Origin of the sequence: Cytobacillus sp. Hm23 (assembly GCF_051842895.1) — a bacterium.
In the GTDB taxonomy this organism is placed as follows: Bacteria; Bacillota; Bacilli; order Bacillales; family SM2101; genus Nanhaiella.
On the sequence record NZ_JBPXRQ010000021.1, the window covers coordinates 49,098 to 76,012 of the forward strand.

General features: G+C 33.4%; 25 protein-coding genes. 8 read left to right on the top strand and 17 right to left on the bottom strand.

All coding sequences use genetic code 11. The features are described from left to right. Window positions 1-65: 65 nt before the first annotated feature. The 8 genes from ACSVDA_RS14335 to ACSVDA_RS14370 all read right to left on the bottom strand — a co-directional run bounded on the left by ACSVDA_RS14335 (window position 66) and on the right by ACSVDA_RS14370 (window position 8,717). Complete coding sequence (locus ACSVDA_RS14335) at window positions 66-1,859, bottom strand: M56 family metallopeptidase (protein WP_485884119.1); 1,794 nt, start codon at window positions 1,857-1,859, stop codon at window positions 66-68. A 25-nt stretch (window positions 1,860-1,884) separates the two neighbouring features. Next, window positions 1,885-2,268: a BlaI/MecI/CopY family transcriptional regulator gene (locus tag ACSVDA_RS14340; protein WP_485884120.1), complete on the bottom strand. Its 384-nt coding sequence runs from the start codon at window positions 2,266-2,268 to the stop codon at window positions 1,885-1,887. An 830-nt stretch (window positions 2,269-3,098) separates the two neighbouring features. Then, window positions 3,099-3,479 carry an ACT domain-containing protein gene (locus ACSVDA_RS14345; protein ID WP_485884121.1) on the bottom strand — a complete coding sequence of 127 codons (381 nt, stop codon included), beginning with the start codon at window positions 3,477-3,479 and terminating at the stop codon, window positions 3,099-3,101. 396 nt (window positions 3,480-3,875) lie between these two features. Beyond that, complete coding sequence (locus tag ACSVDA_RS14350; RefSeq protein ID WP_485884122.1) at window positions 3,876-4,220, bottom strand: YxeA family protein; 345 nt, start codon at window positions 4,218-4,220, stop codon at window positions 3,876-3,878. Between the two features lie 37 nt (window positions 4,221-4,257). Then, the gene (locus ACSVDA_RS14355) at window positions 4,258-6,126 is read right to left on the bottom strand and encodes an FtsX-like permease family protein (RefSeq protein ID WP_485884123.1); all 1,869 of its coding nucleotides are present in this window, start codon (window positions 6,124-6,126) and stop codon (window positions 4,258-4,260) included. Further along, window positions 6,101-6,874, bottom strand: coding sequence for an ABC transporter ATP-binding protein (locus ACSVDA_RS14360; protein WP_485884124.1), 774 nt, complete (start codon window positions 6,872-6,874; stop codon window positions 6,101-6,103). Before ACSVDA_RS14360 ends, ACSVDA_RS14355 begins: the two co-directional genes overlap by 26 nt. A gap of 170 nt (window positions 6,875-7,044) precedes the next feature. Then, window positions 7,045-7,893, bottom strand: a complete 849-nt coding sequence (locus ACSVDA_RS14365; protein ID WP_485884125.1) for a sensor histidine kinase — start codon at window positions 7,891-7,893, stop codon at window positions 7,045-7,047. Window positions 7,894-8,015: 122 nt separating this feature from the next. Beyond that, entirely contained in the window at window positions 8,016-8,717 is a 702-nt protein-coding gene (locus ACSVDA_RS14370) for a response regulator (RefSeq protein ID WP_485884156.1), read from the bottom strand. A gap of 371 nt (window positions 8,718-9,088) precedes the next feature. Between ACSVDA_RS14370 and ACSVDA_RS14375 the strand changes: the two genes are divergently transcribed. Beyond that, complete coding sequence (locus tag ACSVDA_RS14375; RefSeq protein WP_485884126.1) at window positions 9,089-9,484, top strand: hypothetical protein; 396 nt, start codon at window positions 9,089-9,091, stop codon at window positions 9,482-9,484. A gap of 400 nt (window positions 9,485-9,884) precedes the next feature. On the opposite strand, the gene ACSVDA_RS14380 is transcribed toward ACSVDA_RS14375, so the two are convergent. Beyond that, window positions 9,885-10,019: a hypothetical protein gene (locus tag ACSVDA_RS14380; protein ID WP_485884127.1), complete on the bottom strand. Its 135-nt coding sequence runs from the start codon at window positions 10,017-10,019 to the stop codon at window positions 9,885-9,887. A gap of 708 nt (window positions 10,020-10,727) precedes the next feature. On the opposite strand from ACSVDA_RS14380, the gene ACSVDA_RS14385 reads away from it, so the two are divergent. Beyond that, a complete protein-coding gene (locus ACSVDA_RS14385) occupies window positions 10,728-11,126 on the top strand; it encodes an RNA polymerase sigma factor (protein WP_485884128.1) in 399 nt (132 codons plus the stop codon). Between the two features lie 84 nt (window positions 11,127-11,210). Here ACSVDA_RS14385 and ACSVDA_RS14390 read toward each other — a convergent pair whose 3' ends face one another. From ACSVDA_RS14390 to ACSVDA_RS14405, 4 genes are all read right to left on the bottom strand, one after another. Then, window positions 11,211-11,906, bottom strand: a complete 696-nt coding sequence (locus tag ACSVDA_RS14390) for a Crp/Fnr family transcriptional regulator (RefSeq protein ID WP_485884157.1) — start codon at window positions 11,904-11,906, stop codon at window positions 11,211-11,213. Window positions 11,907-12,239: 333 nt separating this feature from the next. Beyond that, on the bottom strand, window positions 12,240-12,986 hold the full coding sequence (locus ACSVDA_RS14395; RefSeq protein WP_485884129.1) for an SDR family NAD(P)-dependent oxidoreductase: 747 nt from the start codon (window positions 12,984-12,986) through the stop codon (window positions 12,240-12,242). Between the two features lie 287 nt (window positions 12,987-13,273). Continuing rightward, window positions 13,274-13,636, bottom strand: a complete 363-nt coding sequence (locus tag ACSVDA_RS14400; RefSeq protein WP_485884130.1) for a MarR family winged helix-turn-helix transcriptional regulator — start codon at window positions 13,634-13,636, stop codon at window positions 13,274-13,276. A gap of 1,144 nt (window positions 13,637-14,780) precedes the next feature. Continuing rightward, window positions 14,781-15,044, bottom strand: coding sequence for a hypothetical protein (locus ACSVDA_RS14405; RefSeq protein WP_485884131.1), 264 nt, complete (start codon window positions 15,042-15,044; stop codon window positions 14,781-14,783). Between the two features lie 139 nt (window positions 15,045-15,183). On the opposite strand from ACSVDA_RS14405, the gene ACSVDA_RS14410 reads away from it, so the two are divergent. The 5 genes from ACSVDA_RS14410 (at window position 15,184) to ACSVDA_RS14430 (ending at window position 20,072) form a co-directional block, all read left to right on the top strand. Beyond that, window positions 15,184-15,327, top strand: coding sequence for a hypothetical protein (locus tag ACSVDA_RS14410; RefSeq protein WP_485884132.1), 144 nt, complete (start codon window positions 15,184-15,186; stop codon window positions 15,325-15,327). A gap of 1,134 nt (window positions 15,328-16,461) precedes the next feature. Continuing rightward, a complete protein-coding gene (locus ACSVDA_RS14415) occupies window positions 16,462-17,553 on the top strand; it encodes an NAD(P)/FAD-dependent oxidoreductase (protein WP_485884133.1) in 1,092 nt (363 codons plus the stop codon). Between the two features lie 162 nt (window positions 17,554-17,715). Beyond that, the gene (locus ACSVDA_RS14420; RefSeq protein ID WP_485884134.1) at window positions 17,716-18,630 is read left to right on the top strand and encodes an ABC transporter ATP-binding protein; all 915 of its coding nucleotides are present in this window, start codon (window positions 17,716-17,718) and stop codon (window positions 18,628-18,630) included. Beyond that, window positions 18,627-19,340 carry an ABC transporter permease gene (locus ACSVDA_RS14425; protein WP_485884135.1) on the top strand — a complete coding sequence of 238 codons (714 nt, stop codon included), beginning with the start codon at window positions 18,627-18,629 and terminating at the stop codon, window positions 19,338-19,340. Before ACSVDA_RS14420 ends, ACSVDA_RS14425 begins: the two co-directional genes overlap by 4 nt. Further along, a complete protein-coding gene (locus ACSVDA_RS14430) occupies window positions 19,341-20,072 on the top strand; it encodes an ABC transporter permease (RefSeq protein ID WP_485884136.1) in 732 nt (243 codons plus the stop codon). It abuts the gene before it with no gap. Between the two features lie 158 nt (window positions 20,073-20,230). On the opposite strand, the gene ACSVDA_RS14435 is transcribed toward ACSVDA_RS14430, so the two are convergent. The 3 genes from ACSVDA_RS14435 to ACSVDA_RS14445 form a co-directional block, all read right to left on the bottom strand. Further along, window positions 20,231-20,497, bottom strand: coding sequence for a DUF3949 domain-containing protein (locus ACSVDA_RS14435; RefSeq protein ID WP_485884137.1), 267 nt, complete (start codon window positions 20,495-20,497; stop codon window positions 20,231-20,233). Between the two features lie 447 nt (window positions 20,498-20,944). Continuing rightward, window positions 20,945-22,789 (bottom strand): ABC transporter ATP-binding protein, encoded by a 1,845-nt coding sequence (locus ACSVDA_RS14440; RefSeq protein ID WP_485884158.1) that lies wholly within the window; start codon window positions 22,787-22,789, stop codon window positions 20,945-20,947. After that, complete coding sequence (locus ACSVDA_RS14445) at window positions 22,770-24,512, bottom strand: ABC transporter ATP-binding protein (RefSeq protein ID WP_485884138.1); 1,743 nt, start codon at window positions 24,510-24,512, stop codon at window positions 22,770-22,772. The genes ACSVDA_RS14440 and ACSVDA_RS14445 overlap by 20 nt, the downstream gene beginning before the upstream one ends. A gap of 318 nt (window positions 24,513-24,830) precedes the next feature. Here ACSVDA_RS14445 and ACSVDA_RS14450 point away from each other — a divergent pair, with 318 nt between their 5' ends. Further along, complete coding sequence (locus ACSVDA_RS14450; RefSeq protein ID WP_485884139.1) at window positions 24,831-25,301, top strand: GNAT family N-acetyltransferase; 471 nt, start codon at window positions 24,831-24,833, stop codon at window positions 25,299-25,301. A gap of 201 nt (window positions 25,302-25,502) precedes the next feature. Here ACSVDA_RS14450 and ACSVDA_RS14455 read toward each other — a convergent pair whose 3' ends face one another. Further along, complete coding sequence (locus ACSVDA_RS14455) at window positions 25,503-26,477, bottom strand: aldo/keto reductase (protein WP_485884159.1); 975 nt, start codon at window positions 26,475-26,477, stop codon at window positions 25,503-25,505. Between the last annotated feature and the right edge of the window lie 438 nt (window positions 26,478-26,915).

The window sequence follows — 26,915 nt, forward strand, 5'->3', positions numbered from 1 at the left end:
TATGGAATTCAAGCTTTTAATTGGGAACAAAAACTTATAAAATTTTTCTTCATCATTATATAAATTTATGGATTCGTTAGTTGTTCTACGAGATTATCAAAGTAATCATGTACATCAACTTCATTTATTTCCCTGTTATCGATTGAAATATTCAACCATTTCCGATTCCAATCTAAGAAATCAATCTTATATTCATTCCCATTATAGGAACCAGTAAAATGTAACACAGTACTATTTAAACTAGCAATAGTCCAAGTTGGATTTGAGAATTTCTCATTAAAAATCTCATAAATTAGGTCTCCATTTTGTAATTTCAAATTCATAATCTTACCCTTAATTAAATCTAAATCTTTTTTATCAACATATTCGTTACTTTTTAAATCAATGAAAAGTGGCAATGCATTACTCCCTTGGTCGACTTGCTTCTGTAATTCATTCACCTCTTGTTCAGGAAATGCAATGCTGTTCCATTCGTTTTGTTTGTTTATCAATTTATCTTCCTTACTACGAACAATTACATCAGTTGGTCCTGAAAACTTATCACTAATGGGTTCATATTCAAAAAATTCATTTATTAGCTGTTTAATTTTTTTATCTACTTCTTTAGCTATAGGGTCTGAAATATTAATTTCTGTATTAACAATAATTGGATCATAATATGATAATATAGTTGTCGAGGTAACTTTCAGTTCTTCAATTTCCTTTAACCCCATGTCAATTGTATATTTAATATCCTCCCAATTTTCTCCACGACTATATTCATATCCCTTTTCTGTATTTAAATTTTCATAAATATCTATTAAATGATTTGAGGAAGCTTTTGTAAATGTCATAGAGCCTGAAAGAATAATTGCAACAACAAACATACTCGAAAGAAAGATCCATTTCCAAGATTGCTTTTTAAACATAGTGATTTTCTCCAATCTTAATTTTATATGTGAACGACTTGTTGACATCCCAATTGATCTCGGTATAACTGTTGGCTTTGATATTTTTTCTATTACTGTAAGAAGAGTAGTTCCGTACTCTATGTGTTCTGCTCTTTTTAGTTTAGATAATACAGATGCATCGCATGAAATCTCGCAATCTTTCCTCATCGTGTAAAAGCTGTACCAAATGATTGGATTAAACCAATGAATAGCTTGAGTAAAAACGGCTAGCCATTGGATTAGAATATCTCTTCGCTTCACATGTGTTAACTCATGTAATAGTACAAACTTGGTTTCATTTCTGGATAGGGTATTTAACATGCTTTTATTAATAAGGATTTTTGGTCGTAAAGATCCTACGACAGAAGGTGTTCCAATTGATTCATTATAAATAATTTGAACTTTTGTATGAATCTTTAATTGGGTCATACATTCTTCTAGAAGTGTTAATAATTCGTAATCGTCACACTTTTGCTTCTTTGATAATCTCCAATGGAAATGGATATTAGCTAATAACATAACTAATAAAGTGATGATAGCACCAGTTACCCAAATAATTGATAATATTTCTTTAAAAGACTTATTAGGAACGATCTTTTCTTCTTCACTACTTATTACCATCGACACTTTTTCATTTACGTTGTTGGTTTCTTGTATCTCAATTGTACTTGTTTGATTACTAGTAACAGCTTCTTCAAATTCTACTACATCTACGCTTTTAAGATCTGAATCAATATCAGGAAATAATACCGATGCTTCATAACTATAAGGTATGATTAATCTACCAATTAACAACAACCAAATGTAATAGTGCCAATGAGCAGACATTTTATTATGGAGTCCTTTTTTTATAACAAAAATAAGACCTGCCATAATACTGCCTAATAGTGTCATTTTAATAACGAGTGTAAATAAGTATTGTACATCCATTTTCTCACCAACTTTTCAGAGAGAATTATTCTTCTTTCTCACTTTTTTGTTGAAGAAGTGTCTTTAATTCTTCTATTTCTTTTTCAGTTAATTTCTCATCTTTAATAAAATTTGCGATAAACATTTGACGAGACCCTGCGTAGACTTTTTGTAAAAAAGATGTTGTCTCCATTTTTCGGCATTCTTCAGCAGATATAAGTGGGTAAAAGAGTTTAAATCGTTCTCCCTTTTTAACACCTAACACTTCTTTTTTGACTAAACGATTAATTAAGGTATGAATCGTTTTAGGATTCCAATCTGTCGTACTACTCAACTGATGAATAATTTCAGCAGAAGTTAAAGGTGAACTTTCCCATAGCACCTCCATGACTCTCCATTCTGATTCTGATACCTTTGATTGACTATTCATTTGAAACACCTCCTGAATTTCTGTAACCCAACACTATGTACTACATACGTAGTATACAAATATATATTACATATGTAGTACTGGGTTTGTCAATAGCATTTTTTACTAAAGAGATATCCCAATAATAGTATTTTTATATTCGTCTCATAATGGAGGTTACATCAGTGTTTACAGTGTTTACAGCAATCTCACTAAGTTGTCTACATTCAAGTTTAAACTGAGTAAAAAGTAAATAATCAAGAAGGTTAATACGGCAGTATTCGAACAATGAAAAGGGGCACCATTAGCCTCATTTTTTTTGGGGAGCCTTATGATTTACAATAAAATATTCTATTACTTATAGTAAATGACATATGTCATGTTAAATGTGAGCATATTTGCCAATGTAATACATTAAAAAAATAGGAGAGGGCAGTGGAAGTTTAGCTTATTTTACAGAGATTAGACCAGCTTAAAATCACATTACATAAGTCGTAAAGTGAAAATCAGTCATTTAATCGATGGAACAAAAAAGGCAGTATAACATCTTTTTCTACTACTTTTAACCAATATCTGATTGTATCGTTAAAACAATAAACAGTAAGGAAAATAATATTTCTAATTGAAAATGTAGAACTACTGTCAAAATAAGGCGTGTTTAGTCTTTAGGTACCCCCTAGCTGGAGGTGCAATTTTTGCCGTTGTCTAACCTCCATTCAAGTAAAAAGACTAATCATGATTTGATTAGCCCAAAAACTAAATGTGAACCAGCAACTTTTAACATTATGGTTTGGTAAATTCACCTAACAATGCGATTAAGGTGAAATAAAATCAAAAGTTCTTCTATTTGTTTAAAAATCATACCCATTCTTCATCAAGGCATCTATAGCATTATGAATCTCTGCAACTTGTACTAAAATATAATCGGTATCATATGTAGATATTGCAAAAATACTAATTTTTTCTGTTGCTAAAGTAGAACTAATATTTGCCAAAATACCTATTTCTGAAAAATCTAGCGGACCTTCAACCTTTATGATTTTCCAGTCTTTCTCATATATTATTCCATTTGGGATACTATTTGTATTACAAATGATAGAAAGCTCATCTGAGGTTTTTGTTATTGTAAAAAACTCCTCCGTATTTAGCCAAGAAGGAATTTTATCAGTTGGATCTAATCTACATACACCATATAAACCGTCTAGTAGTTTCATTTTTAATTTTTTGCTCAAACCCTTCATCTCCTTAACTTTATATTTAGAAATCCAATTAATTAAAATCTTCTATTACTTACAATGCTTATCTTGTTATTCTGTTGCGAGGTAATGACTCATCAGAGCATATGACTTTCTTAAGCATGCTAAACTCGCCGTTTGATTTCCACTTGAAATTAATACACTAGTTTTTTTAAAAAAAGCATCAATTTTCTAATTATCGAATTATTGGAGAGCCTTATGATTTACATTAAAATACTTTATTATTTATTGTAAATGACATATGTCATGTTAAAAGTGAACTTATTTGTAAATATAGTACATTATTAGAAAGTCGGAAAGTGCAATGGAATTTTAGCTAACTTGACAGAGGTAAGACCAGTTCATAAACGAACTGGTCTTTATCTCTCTTTTCTAGACTTCAAATGCTTCTTTTACCTTTTCGGGTAACATGTCAGGCTGTACTTCTTCCCATGTTTCTACATAGCTGCCTTTTGCATATATTTTCAAAAATACACGTTGTCGGAGTTTGCCACTGGCGTAGAATGTTATTTCCTTTTCCTCTCCATCCTTTGTGAATCCAGTTAATGTATAATCATATCCTCCTGGGCTTCTTGGCGTTCCTTCTTCATTTATTTGAACAAAAATTGGGTCCTCACGAATAAATGGGTTAAACTGATCTGTTATTTCAATTGGTAATAAGAAGAATACTCCAGTAATAACAGTTATACATAATATGATTCCGATTATTTTCTTCATCTTTCTTCACAACCCTTCAATTTCAAATGCATACACTTTACAATAAATTGTCCTTCAATTTTTTTATATAACTAGAACGAATCACTAAAAAATACATAGTTTGCAAGATGAAAAATCCAATCATAGTTATAATCGATGGAACAAAAACATTATTATATCCATCCCTTTCTAATACTTTTAACGCAAAACCTGCATGAATCGTTGCAACAATAAACGGAAAGAAAAATAATATTCCTAGTTGCCATGTAGCACTACTTTCCATTTCTCGTTTGGTTAACCCAATTTTAGATAATGCTTTATATTTTTCACGCTCATCATTAAGATCTGTAAAAAGACGAAAATAGAGAAAGCTTCCAGCTGCAAAGAAAAAGACAATGGCGATAAATAGACCTATAAATAAACTAAGACTTGGAAGTTGTACGCTATTATAATATACCGAGGCCTTAGCAAAAAAATTAAAAGCAATATTTGAATAGTCTCCAAATAATTCTGTTTTTATCTTTTGAGTTAGTCCAACACTGTCCTTCCAGTCTTCGAAGGTAAATCCAAAAAGCGTGGAAGTTTCATGACCTATTTTAATTTTTTCATATGTCTCACCATTAACGACTATTGCTTGATTTACGAAGAATATTGGATTCTCTATCTTTTTGACTTTTATTTTGACTTGTTTATCTGTTAATTTCAGTGTTGAAGGAATATCTTTTTTTCCGTTTGCATCTGACGCACTAATAAAATAAATTCCTTGATCATTCTTAAGGTCCTCAATATTTAATTTTGGGAATAATGCTGTAAGTTCCTGTATCGAAAAAATTAACAGAGGTGGAGTTAATCCATCATCTGTTTCATAACGTACGCTAATTGTCTCAATTTGATCGAGATCATATTGAAAGCCATTTTCCTCAAGCTTTTCCATTACATTTTTGATATGAGTGGTCTTTTTATCATTACCTGGTAAAGAGAGATATTCAATCTCATATTTAGTGCTCATCTCAGTCATATTGGATTTAAACACTGACAGTACACCAGTGGCTGTGAACGCTACTGCTGAAACAATAGTCACAATAAAAAAGAGTCTCGCATTATCTTTTACACGATACGTTAAATCGGAAAGAAGCAATACATTGTACCCTCTCCAATACAACTTTTTCTTTTTTCTTAGTAGCTTTAACATCCATACACTAATTTGACTAAAAAACAAATAAGTTCCAACAACCGTAAGAAGTAAGATTATAAATGCTGTTGACATATTAATGTCTGTAAACATCGACATCGTATAACTTGTTAATAATAAAGCTAAACCGATCATTCCTAAGACTATTGATGCCTTGGGCTCATTTTGGGGCTTATTGGAGCCTTTTAATAAGTTGACAGTTGCATTTGTATTTGTGAAGAAATAAGTGAATTGTGATATGGTAAAAAAGAGCAAAACAAAAACACCTATTGTTAGACCTATCGCTTTAAAGGGTATATATAGAACTAGTGGCTCCATATCAATCATGTAGCTTCCTGCTACAAAAAATAACTTAGCCAGAATCGTGCCTCCTACAATACCCGTAATAATAGATACAAGACCAATAAATAAGCTCTCAATTGTTAATAAATGACGCATTTGTCTAGGGGATACACCTAATATCGTTAAAACACCAAGTTCTTTCTTGCGCATGTGTAAAAATGCACTGAATGAATAAAGAACAAACAAAATAGAAAAAATGAATATGATCCATTCAGCCGCTATCATGCCTTTTTTAGCAATGTTATTAATATAGCCTTCTTCTAAAGCAGGATGAAATATAAACATTGCAAACATATAGAAAGTCATCGCAGCAAAGGAACTGCTTAAGTAGAAGGCTAAATAAGAGCGCATGTTCCTCAAAACATTTCTACAAGCGAGTTGATAGAAGTTCATTCGTATTCCCTCCTAGCATGGACAGAACATCAATGATTTGCTGAAAGAAAACTTGTTGATTAGCCCCTTTGTATATTTCGTTATATACTTCTCCGTCTTTTATAAAAACAACCCGTTTACAATAGCTGGCAGCAAAAGGGTCATGGGTTACCATTAACATTGTCGTTTGTTCTTTTTGATTTGCATGAAGGAATGTTTCCATTACCATTTTTGAAGATTTAGAATCTAAGTTCCCTGTCGGTTCATCCGCTAATAATAAGGCAGGTTTATGAATAATCGCTCTTGCAATTGCAGTACGTTGCTTTTCTCCACCAGAAACCTCAAATGTTCTTTTATTCAAAATTGACTTAATACTAAATTTTTCAGCTATATGGTCGACTTTTTCCTCCATTTTTGAATATTTATGTTTATCTAAAATCAATGGGAGGATGATATTTTCTTTAATTGTCAACGTATCTAACAAGTTAAAATCCTGAAACACAAATCCTAACTCACGCCTTCTAAATTTAGCTAACTGCTCTTTTTTAAATTTATGTGGCTGTTTCCCATTGATTGTGATTTCACCAGAAGTCGGGCGGTCAATTGTCGATATTAGATTTAACAGTGTTGTTTTCCCTGCTCCTGAAGGACCCATAACTCCTACAAATTCTCCACAATCGACATGTAGATTTACATTTGTTATCGCTTGATACGGTATTTTTGCATCGTATACTTTGTTTACACCATTCACATATAGTACATGCTCCATTAAAAAACCTCCTTGAATGACTATACGAGCATTGTAAAAAGAAACTACATATAGATCGATATCTTTTTCTTACTTCACCCTTACAGTTTAGTAAGGAGAAAAATCTAAAAGGTATGTAAAAAACCTTACTTTTTTAAGCAAGGCCAAAGTTATTGTTTATAGTTCCTTTTTTACACCTTAAAGCTAATGAGGAATGAGGTACCAGCATCAACCTCGGAATGTATCTCGAAATGATGAGATAATTTCTCTAAAATTTCTTTTACTAAATATAGACCCATTCCAGTTGATTCATGATAATTCCTACCGTTAACTCCTGTGAAATAAGGATCAAACACTCTTTTTAAATCTTGAGGTGGAATACCAATTCCATAATCTTTAATAGATAACAGTACTTTATCTTTACTGTTCTCTATGCTAATATCTACTTTATTTGACCGTCCAGACGAGTATTTCACTGCGTTTGATAGTATTTGTTCAACAACAAATTTTATCCATTTTTTATCTGAGACAATCAAAGTGTCTTCTTGCTCTAAAATCAAGTTCGGAAATACACCAAATTGAATAAATAACCGTTTATTCTCTTCCATAAGATCCTTTAAAAATGTTTGGACTGAAAAAGAATCAATTACATAATCTTTTTCAAACATTGATAGCCTCGAACTATATAAAACTGTCTTGAGCCCTTGTTCTAAGCGAAAGAGTTCTTTTCGAATATCTTGGAACACTTGTTCATCTTGATCTTGAACCATTAAATAAATAACTGAGATGGGTGTCTTCATTTGATGTACCCATTGATTCATAAAGGTTACTCTTTCTTGAATAGCTACTTCGCTATTCATTATTTTTTGATCAAATAAAGACTTTTCTTCAAGAACTCTCTCGTGTAGCTTATTTGCAAAATAGCTCGACCCAAATCTAGGAATAAATCTCGTTGTGTCAAAGGATTGTATCCATCTATACAACCTATTATCCTCAATCCAACGATAAGCTAAGTAAACAAATAACAATAATAATTGCATGAGGAAAACATATATAAGATGACCCCATCCTTGAAATCCCAGAAGCCAGAAATACAGCCAAGTAAAACCTCCTTGAATGATAACTATTAGTAAAAGAGCTAAATGGCTACGGAAAAATATCTTCATGTTTCTACATCCCACGTCTTTTTCATACGATAGCCAGCACCACGAATTGTCTCAATAGCTCCATGTATCCCTAATTCACCTAGTCGTTTTCTTATTCTAGTGATGTATACATTTAACGTATTTTCATCGACAAATGTATCTGTATCCCACATCTGTTCCATCAATCTATCCCGACTAGTTACCTTGTCAGCCCGTTCAAGCAAGAGCTCAATTAACAATGCTTCTTTTTTAGATAATTCTACTGTTTTAGATTGAAACTCTACAACCATTTTTTCAGGGTAATACTTTAAACCACAAAAATTAGTAATCCTCTCTTCGTGCTTTGATGAATACTCACCCATTGTTCGTCGGAGCAGACTTTTTACTTTCGCGGTCACTATTTCAAATGAAAATGGCTTTGTTATATAATCGTCTCCTCCATTCTCAATCGCCATTACTTGGTCCATTGTCCCTTCTCGAGCAGAAATAAAAATAATCGGACAACTTGAATGCTTCCTAATTTGTCTGCACCAATAAAACCCATCAAAATATGGTAAATTTATATCAAGTAAGACTAAATCAGGATTGACCTCTAAAAATACAGCTAATACGTCTTCAAAATCATTTATCTGTTTGCATTTGTATCCATACTTCGTTAAGTGATCCGATAATAGATATTTCAATTTGTCATTATCTTCTACAATTAAAATTGTTGCCACTTCCATCTCCCTTTCGAAGTTTTCAATGATTATAACTGTTCCTATGTCGGTACTTTATACCATACTATAGTTCACATACACAACCTTACAAATATGTAAGAGTTGTTTAAGAAATAGCTATGGTTACTATCCACTTCTCTTTTTAAAATATAGACATGGAAAATCAAACGGAGGTCACTGATAAAAAAGATGACGATCTTCGTTATGATGCTATTCCACAATCTTAGTGGTATTTTTTAACATTTTCACAGTGCTTTATAAAGATTAGCTTACATGTAAAGGTGTGAGGATATTCATATTTGTCTTTCATTGACAAGAGAGTTAATTTATCCAACCGTTATATTCATATAGAAAAATGGAGGCGATATATAATGAAGTTAAAACAAATGATAGGATTGGTTTTAATATTCTCTTTAAGTGCATATTTTACAGGCTGTAGCGGAGCATTAGACAAAATGGAGGACGTTAAAGAAGCGATCAATCACCAAGAACTCTCACAAGATCAGCAAAAACAAGCCATTGAACTAACTGAACAGTATATTAATGAGTTATTTCCGAATAAAACAATTAATGAGCATTTGGATTATACGATAGGATTTGCAAACACATTAGGAAATGGACCATATATCGAGAAATCTGAGGATATTTCAATTAGTGCTATTTCTACTAAAGATCCTAATGGAGCCATTGCTAATTATTCCGCTTTGGTTAATCTTGATTCAAAACAAGTGACCGTTTATATGATTGATGGAAAAGAAATGGAATAAATTGTATCGTTTTTGTGGTGGTCGACATTTACGTGAAGTTCGAGCTTTTCATTTCTGGAAACTCGAGCTAATCTACTGAAAATAATTTGTTTATGATTTGTACAATGCATAAATAAAAAGTGACATAATTAAAAGTACACCATTATTACTATCCACCCTCCTATTTCCTTGTAAAAAAGAGAGCGCTTATCTAATTTTGCTGTACAGCTATTACAATTTGAATTATGTTTGTTGATCTTACTTTCTGTTACTAGAATTGTTCTGGAGAAGAAATATGAATATTAAACGTGTTTTCCATTTCATTTAAAGAACTAAAGTCTTTTCTCTTAAAAACCTCAAGGTGATTCTCAGAACCTATAGCATAGTGTGACAATTCTACAGATTTTCTTATTCCAACTAATTACTCTAACATCGTTTGTCCGGTTGGAGAAAGTAAATAATTAAAACATAAAACTGATATTAATGCTGCAGCAACTATAAAAGTTCTTCCTTTTCTTTTAATTCTTTCTGACTTTGATTTTTTCACGCTTTTCATACCTTTCTTAACTCTACCGTGTAATCCTTATAGGTTTCACTTTTTTTATTTCTCGCTTTATATTATTACTCACCAATTTCATCCTCTTATAATTTTACTTATCTTATTTATCTACAGCACGGTATAACGCCGATTTAGCTGTTCCTAATGGGATATTTAATATGTCTCGCAATTTTTTAAATGGATACCTTCATCCATTGAATCAATATATTCTTCATACACTGGTGGAGACGACTTTATTGTTCTTTTTTTAAAATGTTACAATACTTCGTGGTTATAAATCTAAACTTTTATCGGATAAAAATCAAATTGAATAATATTTGAGCAAGAAATTTGATTGAAATTGGATTCCGTAGTGAAACAAGTCATAAAAACGGAAGTAAGGTCTTAACTCGTCCTCGTTATATTTTATTACTAAATGCGTCAGATGATAGAATGAAAAACTCAGATAAAACCATTGAACTCTTATTTTCATATAATCTCAAATCAAAAATAGGGTCCAAAAAAAGAAGCCCCTACTACCCCAGCGTGTAGTCGTAATAAATAACTTAACGTTAAGGGTAATATCTGAACACAGGTTTATTTATAGAGGCTATGAACACAAATAGAAGATGGCACTCTAGAAAACTACATAGTTTTAAAAAAACGCAACTTTTGTTTAGCTATTTCGTCTAAGAGTTGAATATTCAAGAAAAGGAGGGAAGGGAATTGTCCGAGTACAGAAAAGAAGAAATTGAAGTCTGGTATGACCAGCACAGTAAACCCATTTTAAGTTTTATTTTTTTGATGGTTAAGGATTATCAGCAAGAAGAAGATTTAACCCATGACACTTTTATTAAAGCGTACTTATATTATGACTCATTTAAACATCACTCCAGTGAAAAAACATGGCTATTTAGTATCGCTCATAATCTAACAGTTGATTTTTTAAGAAGGAGAAAACCTAGTCTTCTCTTCAAAGAAATACTTCTATTACAAAAAGACAAAGCCCCATTGCCAGAAGACATTCTTCAATTAAAAGAGGAATCCTATCAGCTTTATAAAGCACTAGGTGAACTCAAAGATACACACAGGAAAGTAGTCGTATTAAGAAAAATCAGGGTTTAGAGGCCACATCATGTTTTAGAAAATCTTCACCATTTAATTTTATCACAGTTTTGATTGTCGACAGCTACTTAAAGTTAAATTCGACTATTTAAACAAATTCTTACCAACCATTTGTTTTAATTTGATTTCATTTACAATTTTTATCTCATTCTTTTCTTTCATAATTAGTCCTTGATCAGTCATTTTTTTGATCGTACGTAAAAGATGTCGGTTACTTGTTCCGAGATGTTGAGCTAATTCAATGATTTTAACAGTATAACTCTGTTGAAATGAACCAACTTTATTACTTACCTCCCATAAGTACCTTGCTAATCTTTCTTCTAATGAGGTATATACAAATGACCATAGTAAATCAGTTGTAAGTGTAAGCTTGTGAGCTAACAATTCATTTAAATATTTCATTAACTTTAACTTATTGTTGGGATCTAGCCGAGATAAATCAGACCATGAGATTTTCAGAACATAAGATTCCTTCATTGTTTCAAGGTAAAGTGATGGAAGTTTAATTTGATTTGTTACATATTCTAATTCTCCAAAGACACTAATGGGGTTAAAAAACTTAAAGAGAAAAACTTTTCCTTCTTGATTAATTGTATAGGCTTTAACTTTCCCCATAACTAAAAAATGTAAATTTTGCATGTTATCCCTAGAATCAATTACTAGTTCCCCTTGATCATACCTAAAAAGTGTCATTTTAGAGATCATCTCTTCCGGTAGCAAATTAGAAATTGCCCATTTTGAGATAAAGAATTCTTTTAAAAAGGTATCATCAACTATCACCAAGCCTCTCTCTCCTAACTTTTTTGAATTTTGGGTTATTTTTATTTGCAAAATACTTCAACAACTTCATATAGGTTAGACTTAGATTTTTTTGTATTTATTAAAGCAAAACTATTGCATAAGAAAGAATAGAGAGTAGAGAAAAAGTACTTTTCTTCTCTACCCTACTCTTAAAAATTGATAGAGTACTAGAATCCTTAGTCTCTGTACTTCCAAAATATATTTTCTCTATCTTGAAGCATGATATATAGTGATTTAGTGACTCTCTAGTGAATGTTGGCAAGCTCTTGAACAGCTTAGTACTCAACACCTAAATTTGACGGACTAAATAGGTTAAGTTATAGAGAGCCCTCCGTCAACACCGATGATTTGCCCTGTAAGCCAATCCGAACCTGGATCAGCTAAGTTCACAATCCACCGTGCTACGTCATCTGTCTCGCCTCGTCGCCCCAGAGGAATTAACTGACGCTCCTGCTCCTTTACTTCATTAATCTGATCTTCTTTAAGACCCATACGGTCGCGAAGGAAATCCGTTTCAACTGGTCCACTTGCAACCGCATTAACGCGAATCCCCTTCGGAGCAAGCTCAAGAGCCCAGCATCTTGTAAGATGTTCCACAGCAGCCTTACTTGCTCCATAAAGAGATAAGCCTGCAGCTGCTTTACTTCCAAATGTGCTAGATAGATTGATTATTGACCCTTTTGTCTCTTCTAGGTATGGTATGGCTGCTGCTGCAAGCATTGTCGGCCCAGTTACATTAGCAGCAAAAACGTCATTAATCGATTTCGCATCAACATTTGCGAGTGGTTGCATGATGCCATTACCTGCATTGTTTACGATGATGTCGAGACGCCCCCAATGGTTCACTGCCGCAGCAACTGTTTTGGTTGCTGAATCAGGATCAGTGACGTCTGCTAAAAATGCCTTAATATTTGAATCACTAGACTCAACCTTCTGCAATGGACCAATTCGACGTCCAGTGATAAGTACTTTTGCACCCCTTGCAGATAACAACCTAGCTGCTGAGAGTCCGATACCTGCACCTCCACCTGTGATAATCGCTACTTTGTCTTTTAACATATCCATTTCTCCTTTGTTTTCACAATTTAGTCTTTTTAATATTTGAGGTATTTTCCATTCCCTATATACTCGCTTAGGAATTTTCTATAATAGATTTACTCAGAAAGCAGACCTTAGTCATTAGCCTGTAAGAGCAAATCCATCATTGATTTTTTCGTAAGTTCAAGCAAGCTATATTTTTACTATTTAATATAAAAAAAGATATTTATAATAGTAAATTATTTAATAGTTAATTAATTAACTATCGTAGAAACCTGTCCCTACAACAGGACAGAATTCCATACTATTTAAAACAACTTTTCCAACAAATTTTTCAACTGATTCTGTTCTTCCAGAGTAAGTTTATTGCCTACATTTTGAGTAATAGACTGTTCGTATACAGGCCATACTTTCAAAATGAGTTCATGACCCTCTGGTGTTAAACTTACTAGAATCCTTCTCCTGTTGTTCGGGTCAAAATCCCTACGGATGCTTCCTGCTTGCTCTAGAGAATTTAATAAATTACTTATATTCGCCCTTGTGACAGCAAGGTCATCACTTAGTTCGGAAGGAACCATCGGTCTCCCGCTAGACTTTAGGGCTACAAGTAAACACCACCGTCCCAACGTCAGTTCGAACTTCCCCAGTTGTTCTTCCAATTGTTGAACCAAATGATGTTCTGTTTTATAAAGTGTCAGAAACACATTGACCGATAGAAGAGGATTTTCAAAAGGAGTCCATTTCTCGATACTATATACCCTCCTTCCAAATAGTTAATTAGTTAACTGTTTGCGATTTAATCATACTTTTCTTCACATCCTTCTGTCAAGTACGAGCCCATGTAGAGAGGATGTTCAAAAGAAATCCTTTTCTCGTTACTATATACTCTTCTTCTAAATAGTTAATTAGTTAACTATTATGTATTTAATCATAGTTTTCTTCACATCCTTTTGTCAAGTACGAGTATTTAGAGAGATACACATTTTTGTCTAAGACGATTTAAAGAGGATGTACAAAAGGAATCCTTTTCTCGTTACTATATACTCTCCTTCTAAATAGTTAATTAATTAACTATTATGTATTTAATCATACTTTCTTCACATCCTTTTGTAAAACCCTTAAGATATGCTCTTCACACTCTATAAGATAAGGATTTTTCCAAAAAACGTTTTAATTACAGAGTAACTCCATTATAAGGTTGTTTTCTAATCAGTGGCGAAGCTCCAATATGAGTGCAAAAAAATTATCGAAGTTGAAAAGCTACCCACTGGCACTTTTATTTAATGTTACTGTGCAGCTAATAACATTTGAAAGTGCTCACAGTCCCCAATGATTTAGTGACAATCACTATTAGTAATGAAAAAACCCTAGAGTAGCATATTATTGATTTTAAACGAAAAAGATTAAAGACAAATGAAATACCACCCAAATAGGATTGAAACAAGGTGGTTTCTCACAAAGAAAACATGGGTGAATTTTCCATATTTAAATAAATAACCAACTATTATGCACTATAACAGATTTGTTATGTTTCATCTAAGATATCTTTTCTTAAGGTAGTAGAGGCTTGATACATTATTGCTAAGCTACTCTTTGTAACTTCGTTTCTTTACAATAAAATGCAGGTTTTGAACTAAAAAAAGAATACAAAAAAAAACACTGGTAAGAGCAGGGTTAATGGTTCTTTAACAACGATCATTTGATATCTATTTTATTTGCATTAATTTTGGGAGGAAGTGATTCTTGTACAGTAGCATCTTTATCAACCCAAACAATAACCTCATCTCCAACTTGGGTTTTGTCATATTCTTCCTTTTAAATATAAACAAAATATATATTGTTTTCTTCAATTTCTTCAAAAGTAAGTTCATGAATTGGCTTATAAATCTGTTTCTTAGAAATTAACAATTCATACCGACTAGGATTTGTATTAGTTAGCTTTTGGAGTACAAGTCCTTCAATTGCTCTTTGTTCACTGGGTCCACTGTTGTTAACAGATAGTTTCGTTAAAACAACCCCTAACAATATAATTGTAACCAGTATAAACAATGTAATTATTCCTTTTTTGTGCGATACCATCTTATCCTCTCCTATTCTTTGACTGTATTGTCCAACTTGTATAGATGACCTGCTGTGTTATCAACCTCCCTTAGATTTCATATTTGGACGTAGTTTCTTAATGTTTATTAGAATACCTATCGCTGCAATAATTAACTAAGTGCCAGCAAATCCAATCAATTATGAAAAGTCAATATTTGATAAACCAGTTAAAGAATTAGCCAATACTAATTCAAGAGACGCAAGAATTACAGCAAATGGATTGAATATTCCACATATAAATGCGGTCCAATTTGTAGGTTGAGATTGCACATTACAAAAAAAACATATTTCAAATAAAAAGAATATGATCGCTGTGGTACCAGCTGTTAAAAATAACGTCACACCATCCTAATAACCTCTTATTCCCTTATTTTACCAACAAATTATATAGCATTTTATAGTTAACACGTTATGACATCTGTCATGAAGAATAATACAAAATATACGATGAATGTTAATTTTGCGTTTATAAAAGGAGTAGTACTTTATAAATAAAGTCATAGTAATCATTGAGATTACTAACGCTCCAAATAAAAAGAAAGACACTCTCAGTATAATTACCGAACAGTGCCATTTTGTGGATTACATATTCATGATAATGATAATTAAACAGAACTCGGTCGATTCCATACCCAAATTATCAGATCCCTTTTCAATCATTAAGGATAATTAATGAAACTAACTGAAAGTATACATGTAAGGTATGTATTAAAACTGTTCACAACTTACATTAAGCTTACAACCTATTGTATTAAGGTCGCTACCTGAAATTGCTCCAGCTTCGACATACCCTCCATAATCAGGAGATTGTATTAATTTTTCATGGTATCCTTAAGCCATGACGCCTGATCTAAAATTGAAGATAAAAGCCATATTAGTATTCTTTCTTCGTCAACATTGTATTTATCAAATATTGTGAGAACAGCCTCTATTTAGTTTTCTATTTTTTTCCAGAAGATTCTTAGCTTTAACTCTAATTGATAAATCTATATTATTTTCGCAATGACTGTTATTTTCGTATTAAGAAGTAAACACCCACACAACTAGCGTTCGTGGCTTCTTTTCTTCTGTACAACGATAGCTAACAATATAAAACCACTTTTTATGTTACTAATTTGATAGCAAGAGCAACAAAGTTTAGGAAAAAATCCTTAGTATATTATGAAGCAGATATCTTTTACCCTTTAATCCTGTAACAGCAGAGTTACAACAAATATTAATCAGCAATTTCTTTTTCACATTTCTTATTGTAATCAGCAATTCTTAAAGAATTTCTTAAGTTTTATCTGCGACTTTTTAAGTCAACTGATACTATGTTTACATTAAGCATATTCTTTTTCCTTCCTCGTCCATAAGAGTATGATAAGAACAAACTACTAAAAGGGCTGACTTAAATATGAAAAGGATTGTACTCGTTGGTGGAGGTCATAGTCATCTCCACTGTGTGAATAACCTAAAGACAACAAAACAACTTGATATTGAATGGATTCTAGTTTCTAGCTCAAAATTTCAGTATTACTCAGGTATGTTTTCTGGTTTTGTAGAAGGACTATATGAAGAGTCAGACATAAGAATTGATTTATTACAATTATCAAAATCGGTGGGTATTCAATTTATAGAAGAAACAATAAGCTCCATTGATCCTATTAACAATACTCTTTACTCATCAAGTGGGAAAACGATCTCTTTTGATTACGTTTCCTTTGATATCGGCTCCTTAAATATTGATCCAAACATCACAAATTTAGGAAACAATAGTATTGCAGTTAAGCCGAATCATCTTTTCCCGAAACATATAAATGATCTACGCTATAGTAAGCATCCAGTTATTGTCGGAGGTGGGGCATCTGGTATTGAAATAGCTCTATCATTGTTAGCATGGAAAAAAAAATATACTCCTAATGACAGTGAAGTCACGTTAGTTCATTCGTCTCCCTTACTCCATTCTGCTGGAGGAAGGTCAACAAAGATCATAACAGAATTGGCATTTAACTCCGGATTAAATGTAGTTAGTAATGAAACTGTATCCACAGTAACAAAGGAGAACTTAATTACACAAAAAGGAAATAGACTTAGTTACTCTCATTTAATATATTTAGGGGGACCTCAAGCTTCCCCATTATTTAGAAATTCATCCTTACCGACAGATTCACACGGTTTCATGCTCGTAAAAAGGACATTACAGAACACTTTGTATCCTCATATATTTGGAGCAGGTGACTGTATTTGTATCGATTCAAACTTAAATATACCTAAAAATGGTGTAACCGCTGTTAGACAAGGTCCACTATTATGGAAGAACCTTATTCGTATTGTACAGAAGAAGGATTTACTTGAATATCAACCTCAAAAAAATTATTTAGCATTAATATCTATAGGCAATCATCATGCACTGTTAACTTATGGTACGTTTGCTATCTCAGGGAAGTGGACATGGTATGTAAAGAATTGGATTGACCGCCGTTTCATGAATCAATTTCAGGTTTAAATACTGAAAGAGACAATATTAATAATTTGATGTTTGTCAGGATCAAGCTGTAGAAAACAACTGACACTTTTTCCTCGGTTGGTACATTTTAAACAAAATTTAAACTAACAGTTCCTCTCGTTTTAACCTACGGTGTGTAGGATGAAAGACGAGGTGATCATAATGAGTGAATATATTATTCAAACGACAAATTTAACGAAACGCTTCAAAGGAAGAATCGCAGTTGATCGAGTAAAATTAGAAATAAAACCTGGAGAAATTTATGGATTTTTAGGGCCAAATGGCGCAGGAAAAACAACTACCATCCGAATGCTCTTAGGATTGATGAAGCCTTCTTCAGGGTCAATTTTTCTATTCGGACGACATCTAAAACAAGATAAGCTTTCAGTCCTTAGAAAGACCGGCTCTCTTGTTGATTCTCCATCTTACTATGGCCATTTAACTGGCTATGAAAATTTGGAAGCTGTGCGAAGAATTCTTGACGTACCAAAAAAGAGAATTGACGAAGTCCTTTCAATTGTACGTTTAACAAAGGATGCAAAAAGAGCTGTGAAAGGCTATTCTCTTGGAATGAAGCAACGATTAGGGATTGCAACTGCATTATTAGGGAATCCCGAATTACTTATTTTGGATGAACCTACTAACGGTCTTGATCCGTCAGGTATTTTAGAAATTCGCGAGTTAATCAAAAATATGCCGAAAGAACATGGTATCACCGTTCTCGTATCTAGCCACCTACTTAGTGAAATTGACCAAATGGCAACACAAGTTGGTGTCATTTCAAAAGGATCAATAATTTTTCAAAATTCTATTGAAACATTAAGACAACAGGCAAAGAGTAAAATGCACGTTGCAGTTAGTGACGCTAATATAGCTTACCGCACGATGCTAGCAAATGGATATACAGTTGAACAAAATGAGTCAGCACTATTATTTGACAACATAACGGATTTTCAAATTGCACATATCATTAAAACGCTCGTACATGAAAATGTGTCAATTTATCGTGTAGAGGAAATAAAAAAATCATTAGAAGATATCTTCCTCGAACTCGTTGGGGAGGCCGGTAGCCTATGATCGCAAAAGTATTATCTTCAGACCTATTAAAAGTACGAAAAAAAATGATATGGTTTCTCATCTTTTTAGGTCCGTTTGGTGTTATAGCCTTACAAGCGGTAAACTTTGGGGTACGCTATGACTATCTTACAAATTATTATGCCGCTGATTTATGGGGAGGGTTCCTAGAAAATATCCAACAATTAGCTACGCCTACATTAGTGCTAGGAATTGCTATTATTACGTCGATGATAGCTAATATAGAGCACCAAGTTAATTCATGGAAGCAGCTTTTAGCTTTACCTGTTTCACGAATTACCGTTTTTACTTCAAAATTTTATTTATCAGCCATGCTCTTATTCATGTCTTGTTTACTATTAGGCATAGGTTCAATCATTCTTGGTTTTATATTAAAATTTGGAATGAGTATACCTTATATAAAACTCTTAAAAGTATCCTTTTATCCATTGTTCGCAGCACTGCCGATTTTAACTTTGCAGATTTGGTTATCAATTGTATTCAAAAATCAAGCAATACCTTTAACTATCGGTATTTTAGGTGGCGTACTATCGATGTATTCTATCGTGCTGCCTGACTGGGTTTTTTGGAAATGGCCAATGCTTATCAATGATTGGAGTAAGGTAGAATACACTGTTTTAGCAGGTATATTAATAGGTATGGTTATTTTTGTGCTTAGCCTTATTGATTTTGGGCGAAGGGACGTGAATTAAGTGAAAGCATTTAATAATATTCTACGCTCTGAATGGTTAAAGCTTAGAAAATCACCGATTTGGTTACTTATTTTTGTAAGTCCTGCACTTGCCTTTATTACAGGCTTATTAACACCGATAGAAATTCCAGGCGCAGACTGGTTCTATACACTTAGTATGATGACGATCGTTCATGCATTGTTATTTCTACCGTTATTAACTGGCATATTTGCAGCGTTCGTTTGTCGTTATGAGCATGTTGGAGGTAGTTGGAAACAACTTTTAGCCTTGCCCGTTTCTCGGACAAACGTATATATGTCAAAGTTTCTATTAGTAATGATTATACTGCTCGTTACACAGCTGTTATTTTTAATAGCTATACTTGCTGTCGGTCAAATAAGAGGTTTTGATCAAGCGATTCCTTGGGACATGTTGCTTCGTGGGGTACTTGGAGGTTGGATCGCAACATTCCCCCTAGCTGCTTTACAAATTTTTGTATCTATTGCATGGGCCAGCTTTGCTGCTCCATTAGCAATAAATGTCATTTTCACAATGCCAAATATCTTAATCATTCAATCAAAATACGGACCTTATTACCCTTGGGCACAACCCATTTTAGCAATGTTACCGAGTGGTGATACTACATTTGGCGTATTAAACTTCTCCTTAGTAACGTTGTTATTCGTTATATTAGGTAGCTTTCTTGCCTTTTTCGTTAGCGGTTTAACATATTTCAATAAAAAAGCGATCTAAGAGATTAATAAATACAGGACTGAACAAGGCTTGAGCAATTTCTATTAAAAAAGACCACATACACCAAACACTAATTATAATGATGTAGGCTCATTAATTCGTGTTTGGTGTTATGTGATCCAATCGTTTCAGTTTAATCAAACGTTTGTTTAAATTACCTATACAAGCTGTCTACGAACTCTTTTCTTATAGATTGAATATGCAATGAAGTTTGCTGGGAAAATAAATATGCTAGAATGTGCATTGAAATGGAGTAATTGCTCTTGGAATTCCATTTCATCAAAAAATTCTCCTTGAGAAAGTTTTTTCTCCTTCTTTTCCCCCTCTATCTTTTTGAAATAAGCATACTGAATTGGAATCATTACAACATTGATTATAAGTAATAATGTAGCCATAATAATTATGAATAGCATCGAATCATTCATTGAACCAACCTCCAACAGTATATTTATAATACATCTCATATACGTGCCAATCAGTCAAAGAGTTTCATTTTCTTATATAATTTTCCAAATGAATTTTATATACGATAATATCATTAGTATTTAAACAAAAATAACTGAAAAACGGCGGTTTTGTCACTTAGCTGAAGATATCGCAAACACAAATTCATACGTATTATTCTTATAATTATTATTATGTGAATATAGCCTTACCCTCTATAAATAACTCCCTTTCCTCTAAGAGGAAGTTTGCTATTAATCTCATGGTAAGGCGATTGTTGAAGATAATATAATTGAGGATTCTCCTTAATTAAAAAGTGACTCTAGTAACAGTTCCCCAAACCCTTTTTGCTGTAGTTGGATTTGTGTCTTTGTAACCAAGAGCCACCTTCTATTATTATCCCTGTTTAACGCATGAAAATGTATATATTAATCCCCCATTGTTGCATTCGACAAATTAACAGAAATTCCTGCCATTTTATCATAAAATCCTTTTTTCTCTAATAGTGATTCATGTGTCCCTTTTTCTAGGATACGACCATTATTTAATACTAAAATTTGATCAGCCTCACGAATAGTATTCAGTCGATGAGCAATAATAAAGCTTGTTCTACCGTTCATTAATCGTTGGAGTGCTTCTTGTATTTTAATTTCTGTAATCGTATCGATGCTACTTGTCGCTTCATCTAAAATTAGGATAGATGGATCTGCTAGAATCGCTCGGGCAATAGATAATAACTGTTTTTGCCCTTGACTAATTCCAGAACCGTCCTGTGTTAATACTGTCTCATATTGTTGTGGTAATCGTTGAATAAACGATTGAGCATTTGCCAAAACTGCAGCCTGTTCAACTTCTTCATCAGTTGCAGTTAGCCTTCCATAACGAATATTTTCTCTTATTGTTCCTTCAAATAAAAATGGATCCTGTAATACAAAGCCCATATTACGTCGCAAGCTCGCTCTATTTACAGTCGTTACATCACGATCGTCAATTAAAACCTTGCCCTTATCCACATCATAAAATCTCGATAGTAAATTAATAATTGTTGATTTCCCAGCACCTGTAGGACCTACAAGGGCAACTGTTTCACCAGGAGTGACAGCAAAGCTGACATCAGTTATCGTGTTTTCAGCTTCCTCATACGAAAAAGAAACATTGCAAAAATCCACTTTACCTTGAATAGACTGTAGATGGGTCAAATTTGTCCCTTTGACTTCTTCTTCATCTTCGTCTAATACCTCAAACACTCGCTCTGCACCCGCAACAGCTGATAATAGTGTGTTAAATTGGTTTGCTAAGTCATTTAAGGGACGAGTGAATTGTCTTGAATATTCCGTAAAAATAACAATTGTGCCGATAGAAATCATACCATTTAGTGCAAATAAACCACCGATTCCTGCGATCAAGGCGAAGCTTAGATTGTTTAGGACATTCATTACTTTAGGAATAAAACCTGAATAAGTTTGGGACCAAAACGCTGTCCCTTTTAATCTCTCGTTTTTAACCATAAATTCAGAAATGACTCGTTCTTCTTGAGAAAAAGACTTAACGATTCTTTGTCCGGATATGATTTCTTCAATGAATCCATTTAAATCACCTAGATTTCGTTGCTGCTCTTTAAACACTCTTCTCGTTCTCTTTGTAATCCACTTCATCCCAATAATTAACAAAGGGATAATTGTCATCGTGATTAACGTAAGCAATGGACTTAGCCATAACATAACTGAAACAGTTCCGATTAACGTAAGTATACTCGATGAAATTTGAATAACTGAACTATTTAACGTTGAGCTCACATTTTCAATGTCATTCGTTACCCTACTCATAAGCTCACCATGCTGACGTTTATCAAAATATGGGATTGGAAGCTTATGGAGGTGTTCAAAAAGCTGATTTCTCATCCTAAAAACTGTTTGTTGCGCGATACCAATCATCCAATAGTTTTGTAATAATAGTGCTAAAGAGCGTAATACATATATAACCGCTAAGCCGATTAATAGCTTTATAAAACCTTCAGTATTTGACGTATTTATGTAATCATCAATCGCTACCCCTACTAAAAATGGCCCTATAATTGCAAGGCCTGAGCTTACAACAACCATAAATAATACTAACGAGAGCAAGCTCTTTTTATAAGATAAGTACATCCAAATCCTTTTTAATGTTGTTAACCACTGTTGTGGCTTCTTTTTAGATGATTGAACTTGAGTTACTTTATCATCTTGTTCAACAATTCTTTTATATTGGAAAGGCTTAGTTAGTTGCTTGAGCATCATAAAGTGCCTCCTTTCCAAGCTGTGAATGAACAATTCTGTTATAAAGATCTGAATAAGTTAATAAATACTTATGATCCCCCTCTTGTATATTACCCTGTTCATCTATTAGTAAGATCTTATCTGCTTGTTTAGCAGTACTAATTTTTTGAGTAATAACAAATGTAGTGCAAGCATACGTTTTTAACGCTCTTAATAATTTTGACTCAGTATGTACATCCAGCGCACTCGTACTATCGTCTAATAACAAAATTTTAGGTCTCCTTACAAGCGCCCTTGCAATGGAAATCCGCTGCTTTTGGCCACCTGATAAATTTATTCCTTTTTGACCTAGTTCTGTTTCATACTTATTCGGAAGCTCCCATATCATTTCATGAATTTGAGCGTGTTTAGCTGCTTCAATGATTTCTTCCATAGAAGCATCTTCTTTCCCCCAGCGTATATTCTCTTTAATTGAACCTGTAAATAATAACACTTCTTGAGGAACGAACCCTATGCTTCTGCGGAGATGTTCAAGCCTCATCGTTTTTATATCGTGATCATCTATAAAAATACTGCCCTTACTCACATCGTAAAGACGGGGAATAAGCTGAACAATAGATGTTTTACCTGAGCCAGTTGCCCCTAAAATGGCTACTGTTTCTCCAGGGTTTACTTCAAAGGATATATTCTGTATAACCGGTTCTTGCTTTTCTGGATATTGAAATGAAACATTGCTAAAAGCTACTTTTCCTGCTCTTATTTGCAATGACGAATCCGTATCAGATGAATTCACCACATCAATATCTGTTTGAAGCACTTCTGTTATACGTTCAGCAGATGCACTGGCACGTGAGAAAGCCATAATGATAAACGAGAATACCGATAGAGCAGCTGTAATTCGAGTCGCATAGTTAACAATTGCAACAACTTCTCCGACCGCTACATCTCCTGCAATTACACCTGTATTCCCATACCAAAGAACAGCAATTACACTAATATTCATAACTAAAAGTAAGATGGGCACAGTTATTTCTAGTAACCTAAACACTGATGCTGTCTCGCCTCTTAACTCAGCGCTGGCACTTGAGAATCGATCTGACTCGTAATCTTTTCTTACATACGCTTTAATCAATCTCATACCAGCTAAATTTTCCCTCATTACTCTATTTACAGTGTCTAGCTTTTTCTGAACAGACTGAAATAAGTGCCACCCTCTTCTCATAACCCAAAGAAGAAAGATGAACAATACCGGCACGCTTGCTAAAAAAATAAGAGCTAGCTTCACATTCACAATGAGCGCCATAATCGTTCCACCGATAATTAATAACGGTGCACGTAACATAATTCGCAAGCTCATAAACACTGTATTTTGCACTTGTGTTACATCATTCGTCGTACGGGTAACGAGTGATGATGTCGGAAACTTATTAAAGTTAGCAAATGAAAAAGACTGAACTTTTTTAAACAATTCCTGCCTCACATCATAGCCGAAGCTCTGACCCACATGCGCAGCATAGAACGTATTAATAATTCCTGATATAAAAGCAATAAACGATAACCCAATCATTAATCCGCCCCACTTCAACACGACAGCCATATCCTGTTGTAGAATTCCATCATCAATAATTTTCGCCATCAACAACGGCTGCCATAGCTCTACTATTAACTCAGTAAGCATAAGCAACAGTGCAATGATAACTGGGAGACGGTACGGTTTAAGAAATGATAGCACTCTTGGCATAAATAATCCTCCATACATTACAAATCCGATTTAAGTTCTATCATACCTTTTCTATCTAAATTTTTAAATTATTTTGGATTGGAATGCGTATTGAAAAAATGTAGATAACAAGGGAGTTGTTAAGGTTCCATTTGTTTTATGTTACTATTGGTAAATAATGAGTGGTCACCTTTCATTAATAGGCACAAGGCAATGAACCTTCTACAATGTAGATGTGGTGTAGCCGTTAAAATAAATAGCCAAACAATAAATAAACACACTAACATTAGCTTCTCTTAGAATTGTAAAACTAATCGTCAATATACTGGAGTGAAGATGATGGAACCCAAACTAGATATAGCAACAAAAGCTGATGCACAAGCTATTTTTGATATACAAATAGCTGCATTTACACCATTATTACAGAAGTATAAAGATTATGAAACAAACCCTGCAAACGAAAAAATTGATCGAGTAATTACAAGAATTACCGATCATAACAGTAGATTTTATAAAATCAACGTCAATCAAATACTAATTGGTGCGATATGTATAGGTTGGAAAGAAGAAACACGATTTTGGATAAGTCCTATGTTTATTCTCCCAACTTATCAGGGAAATGGGCTTGCTCAAAAAACAATACAATTGATTGAGCAAATGTACCCTCAAGCAAAGAGCTGGGAATTATCAACGATCCTAGAGGAAAAACGAAATTGTTACTTATATGAAAAAATGGGCTATACGAAGACAGGTTTACACAAAAAAATAAACGATAACTTAACACTAGTTTATTATAAACGGGTAGTTTAATAGATTGAAGGGATAAGGAAGTGTATTTCATTTATAGAGTAGCTAAACATTTAGCTATTAGAAGTCATTCATACTTCAGCACATTAGAAATCTATTTAATAATCCAAAGAAGCTAAGGCAAAGCTTTATAGAATTCAACGAGGTTGAACCTTGATTTCAACTCGTTGAATTCTATTGTGGCTACTTTTTATATGTATGCAATCATTTCACAGAAACATCTCTAGACACCATATCTAATTCATCAAGATGGTTTTGTGACAATTTAAATGTTAGTGCGCCAATATTTTCTTGTGCATGATGTTTTTTTGTTGCACCAGGGATGGCAACGATCGTTTCCCCATGAAAGTGGATGAGCCAATTTAAAGCAATTTGACTTGATGAGACATTGTATTCATCAGCTAACTTATCAAGCAAATCAATCAGTGGTTTTGTTCTTTCAAGTGTAGATGTTTTGAAAGAAGAAAAGTGTTTGCGTGGCCCCGACATATTTTTAATTAAATCTGGATTTTTATGAAATTTCCCTGTGAGTAGCCCTTGCTCTAACGGAGAATACGCAATAAGTGTGATACCTATTTCCTTAGCAGCATCCAATATACCGTTCTTCTCAATTCTCCTGTCTAATAAGCTATATTTCACTTGATTAGAAACGAGTGGAAAACCATGTTGATTCAATACTTTATGTGCTTCCCTCATTTTCTCTTCATTAAAATTACTTACACCCGCATGACGGATTTTCCCACTTTTCAGCAACTCAGCCATTTCATCCATTTCAGCTTTAACACTAGAAAAAGAAAATGGTTGATGAACCATATATAAATCTATCTTTCTTCCTTTTAACGCCTTCAGCCTCTCATCAATTGTTTTCGTAATTGATTTTGCAGTACGCATAGCAGGCCACCATTTTGTAGCAATCAATGCATCTTTCGCCTTGTCTCCAAGACCATTCAATGCATCAGCAAGTCCTTCCTCTGACTTACCTTTCCCATACACCTCTGCTGTGTCAAACCAATTAATACCGCCCTCTAAACTAATTGTTACGATCTCTTGAATCTCTTCTTTTTCTAACACTGGCCAAAAACGTCCTACCATGCCATTACCTTTACTAAATTGCCACGTACCAAGTCCCAGAGCTGAAATCTCCAGGTCCGATTTACCTAATTTACGCAACGGAATCATTGTACTTTCCACTATATTCACCACCCCAATACTGGATATATTTGCTTATTATCATATCATTTAGATATGGTCGTGTATACTATCAACCCTTGTCAATCAGCATTCTCTTATGAAATTATAAAAACACTGATTGATAATACGTGGTATTTATCCTTGTTCAATGAAGCTGTATTACCAAGATAGCATTTTTACTTTCAAAGCTTCGACGTTTTCTCTTTTTAGCCAATTACAGATTCGCTAGTACTGCATGAATAAGAAACATACTTCCTAATGATATATTCATATACAAAAAAAAACAGAACCAACGTGTCTGTTTTTTTGTCTCTTTTTTAAAATTCTGTTGCTATTTTAAATCATGAAAGTTATATGTGGAATCTCATTAATGGTAAATGTAGACGCCACAAATGCTTGGTGTATACTTGCTTATATCTTGGAACT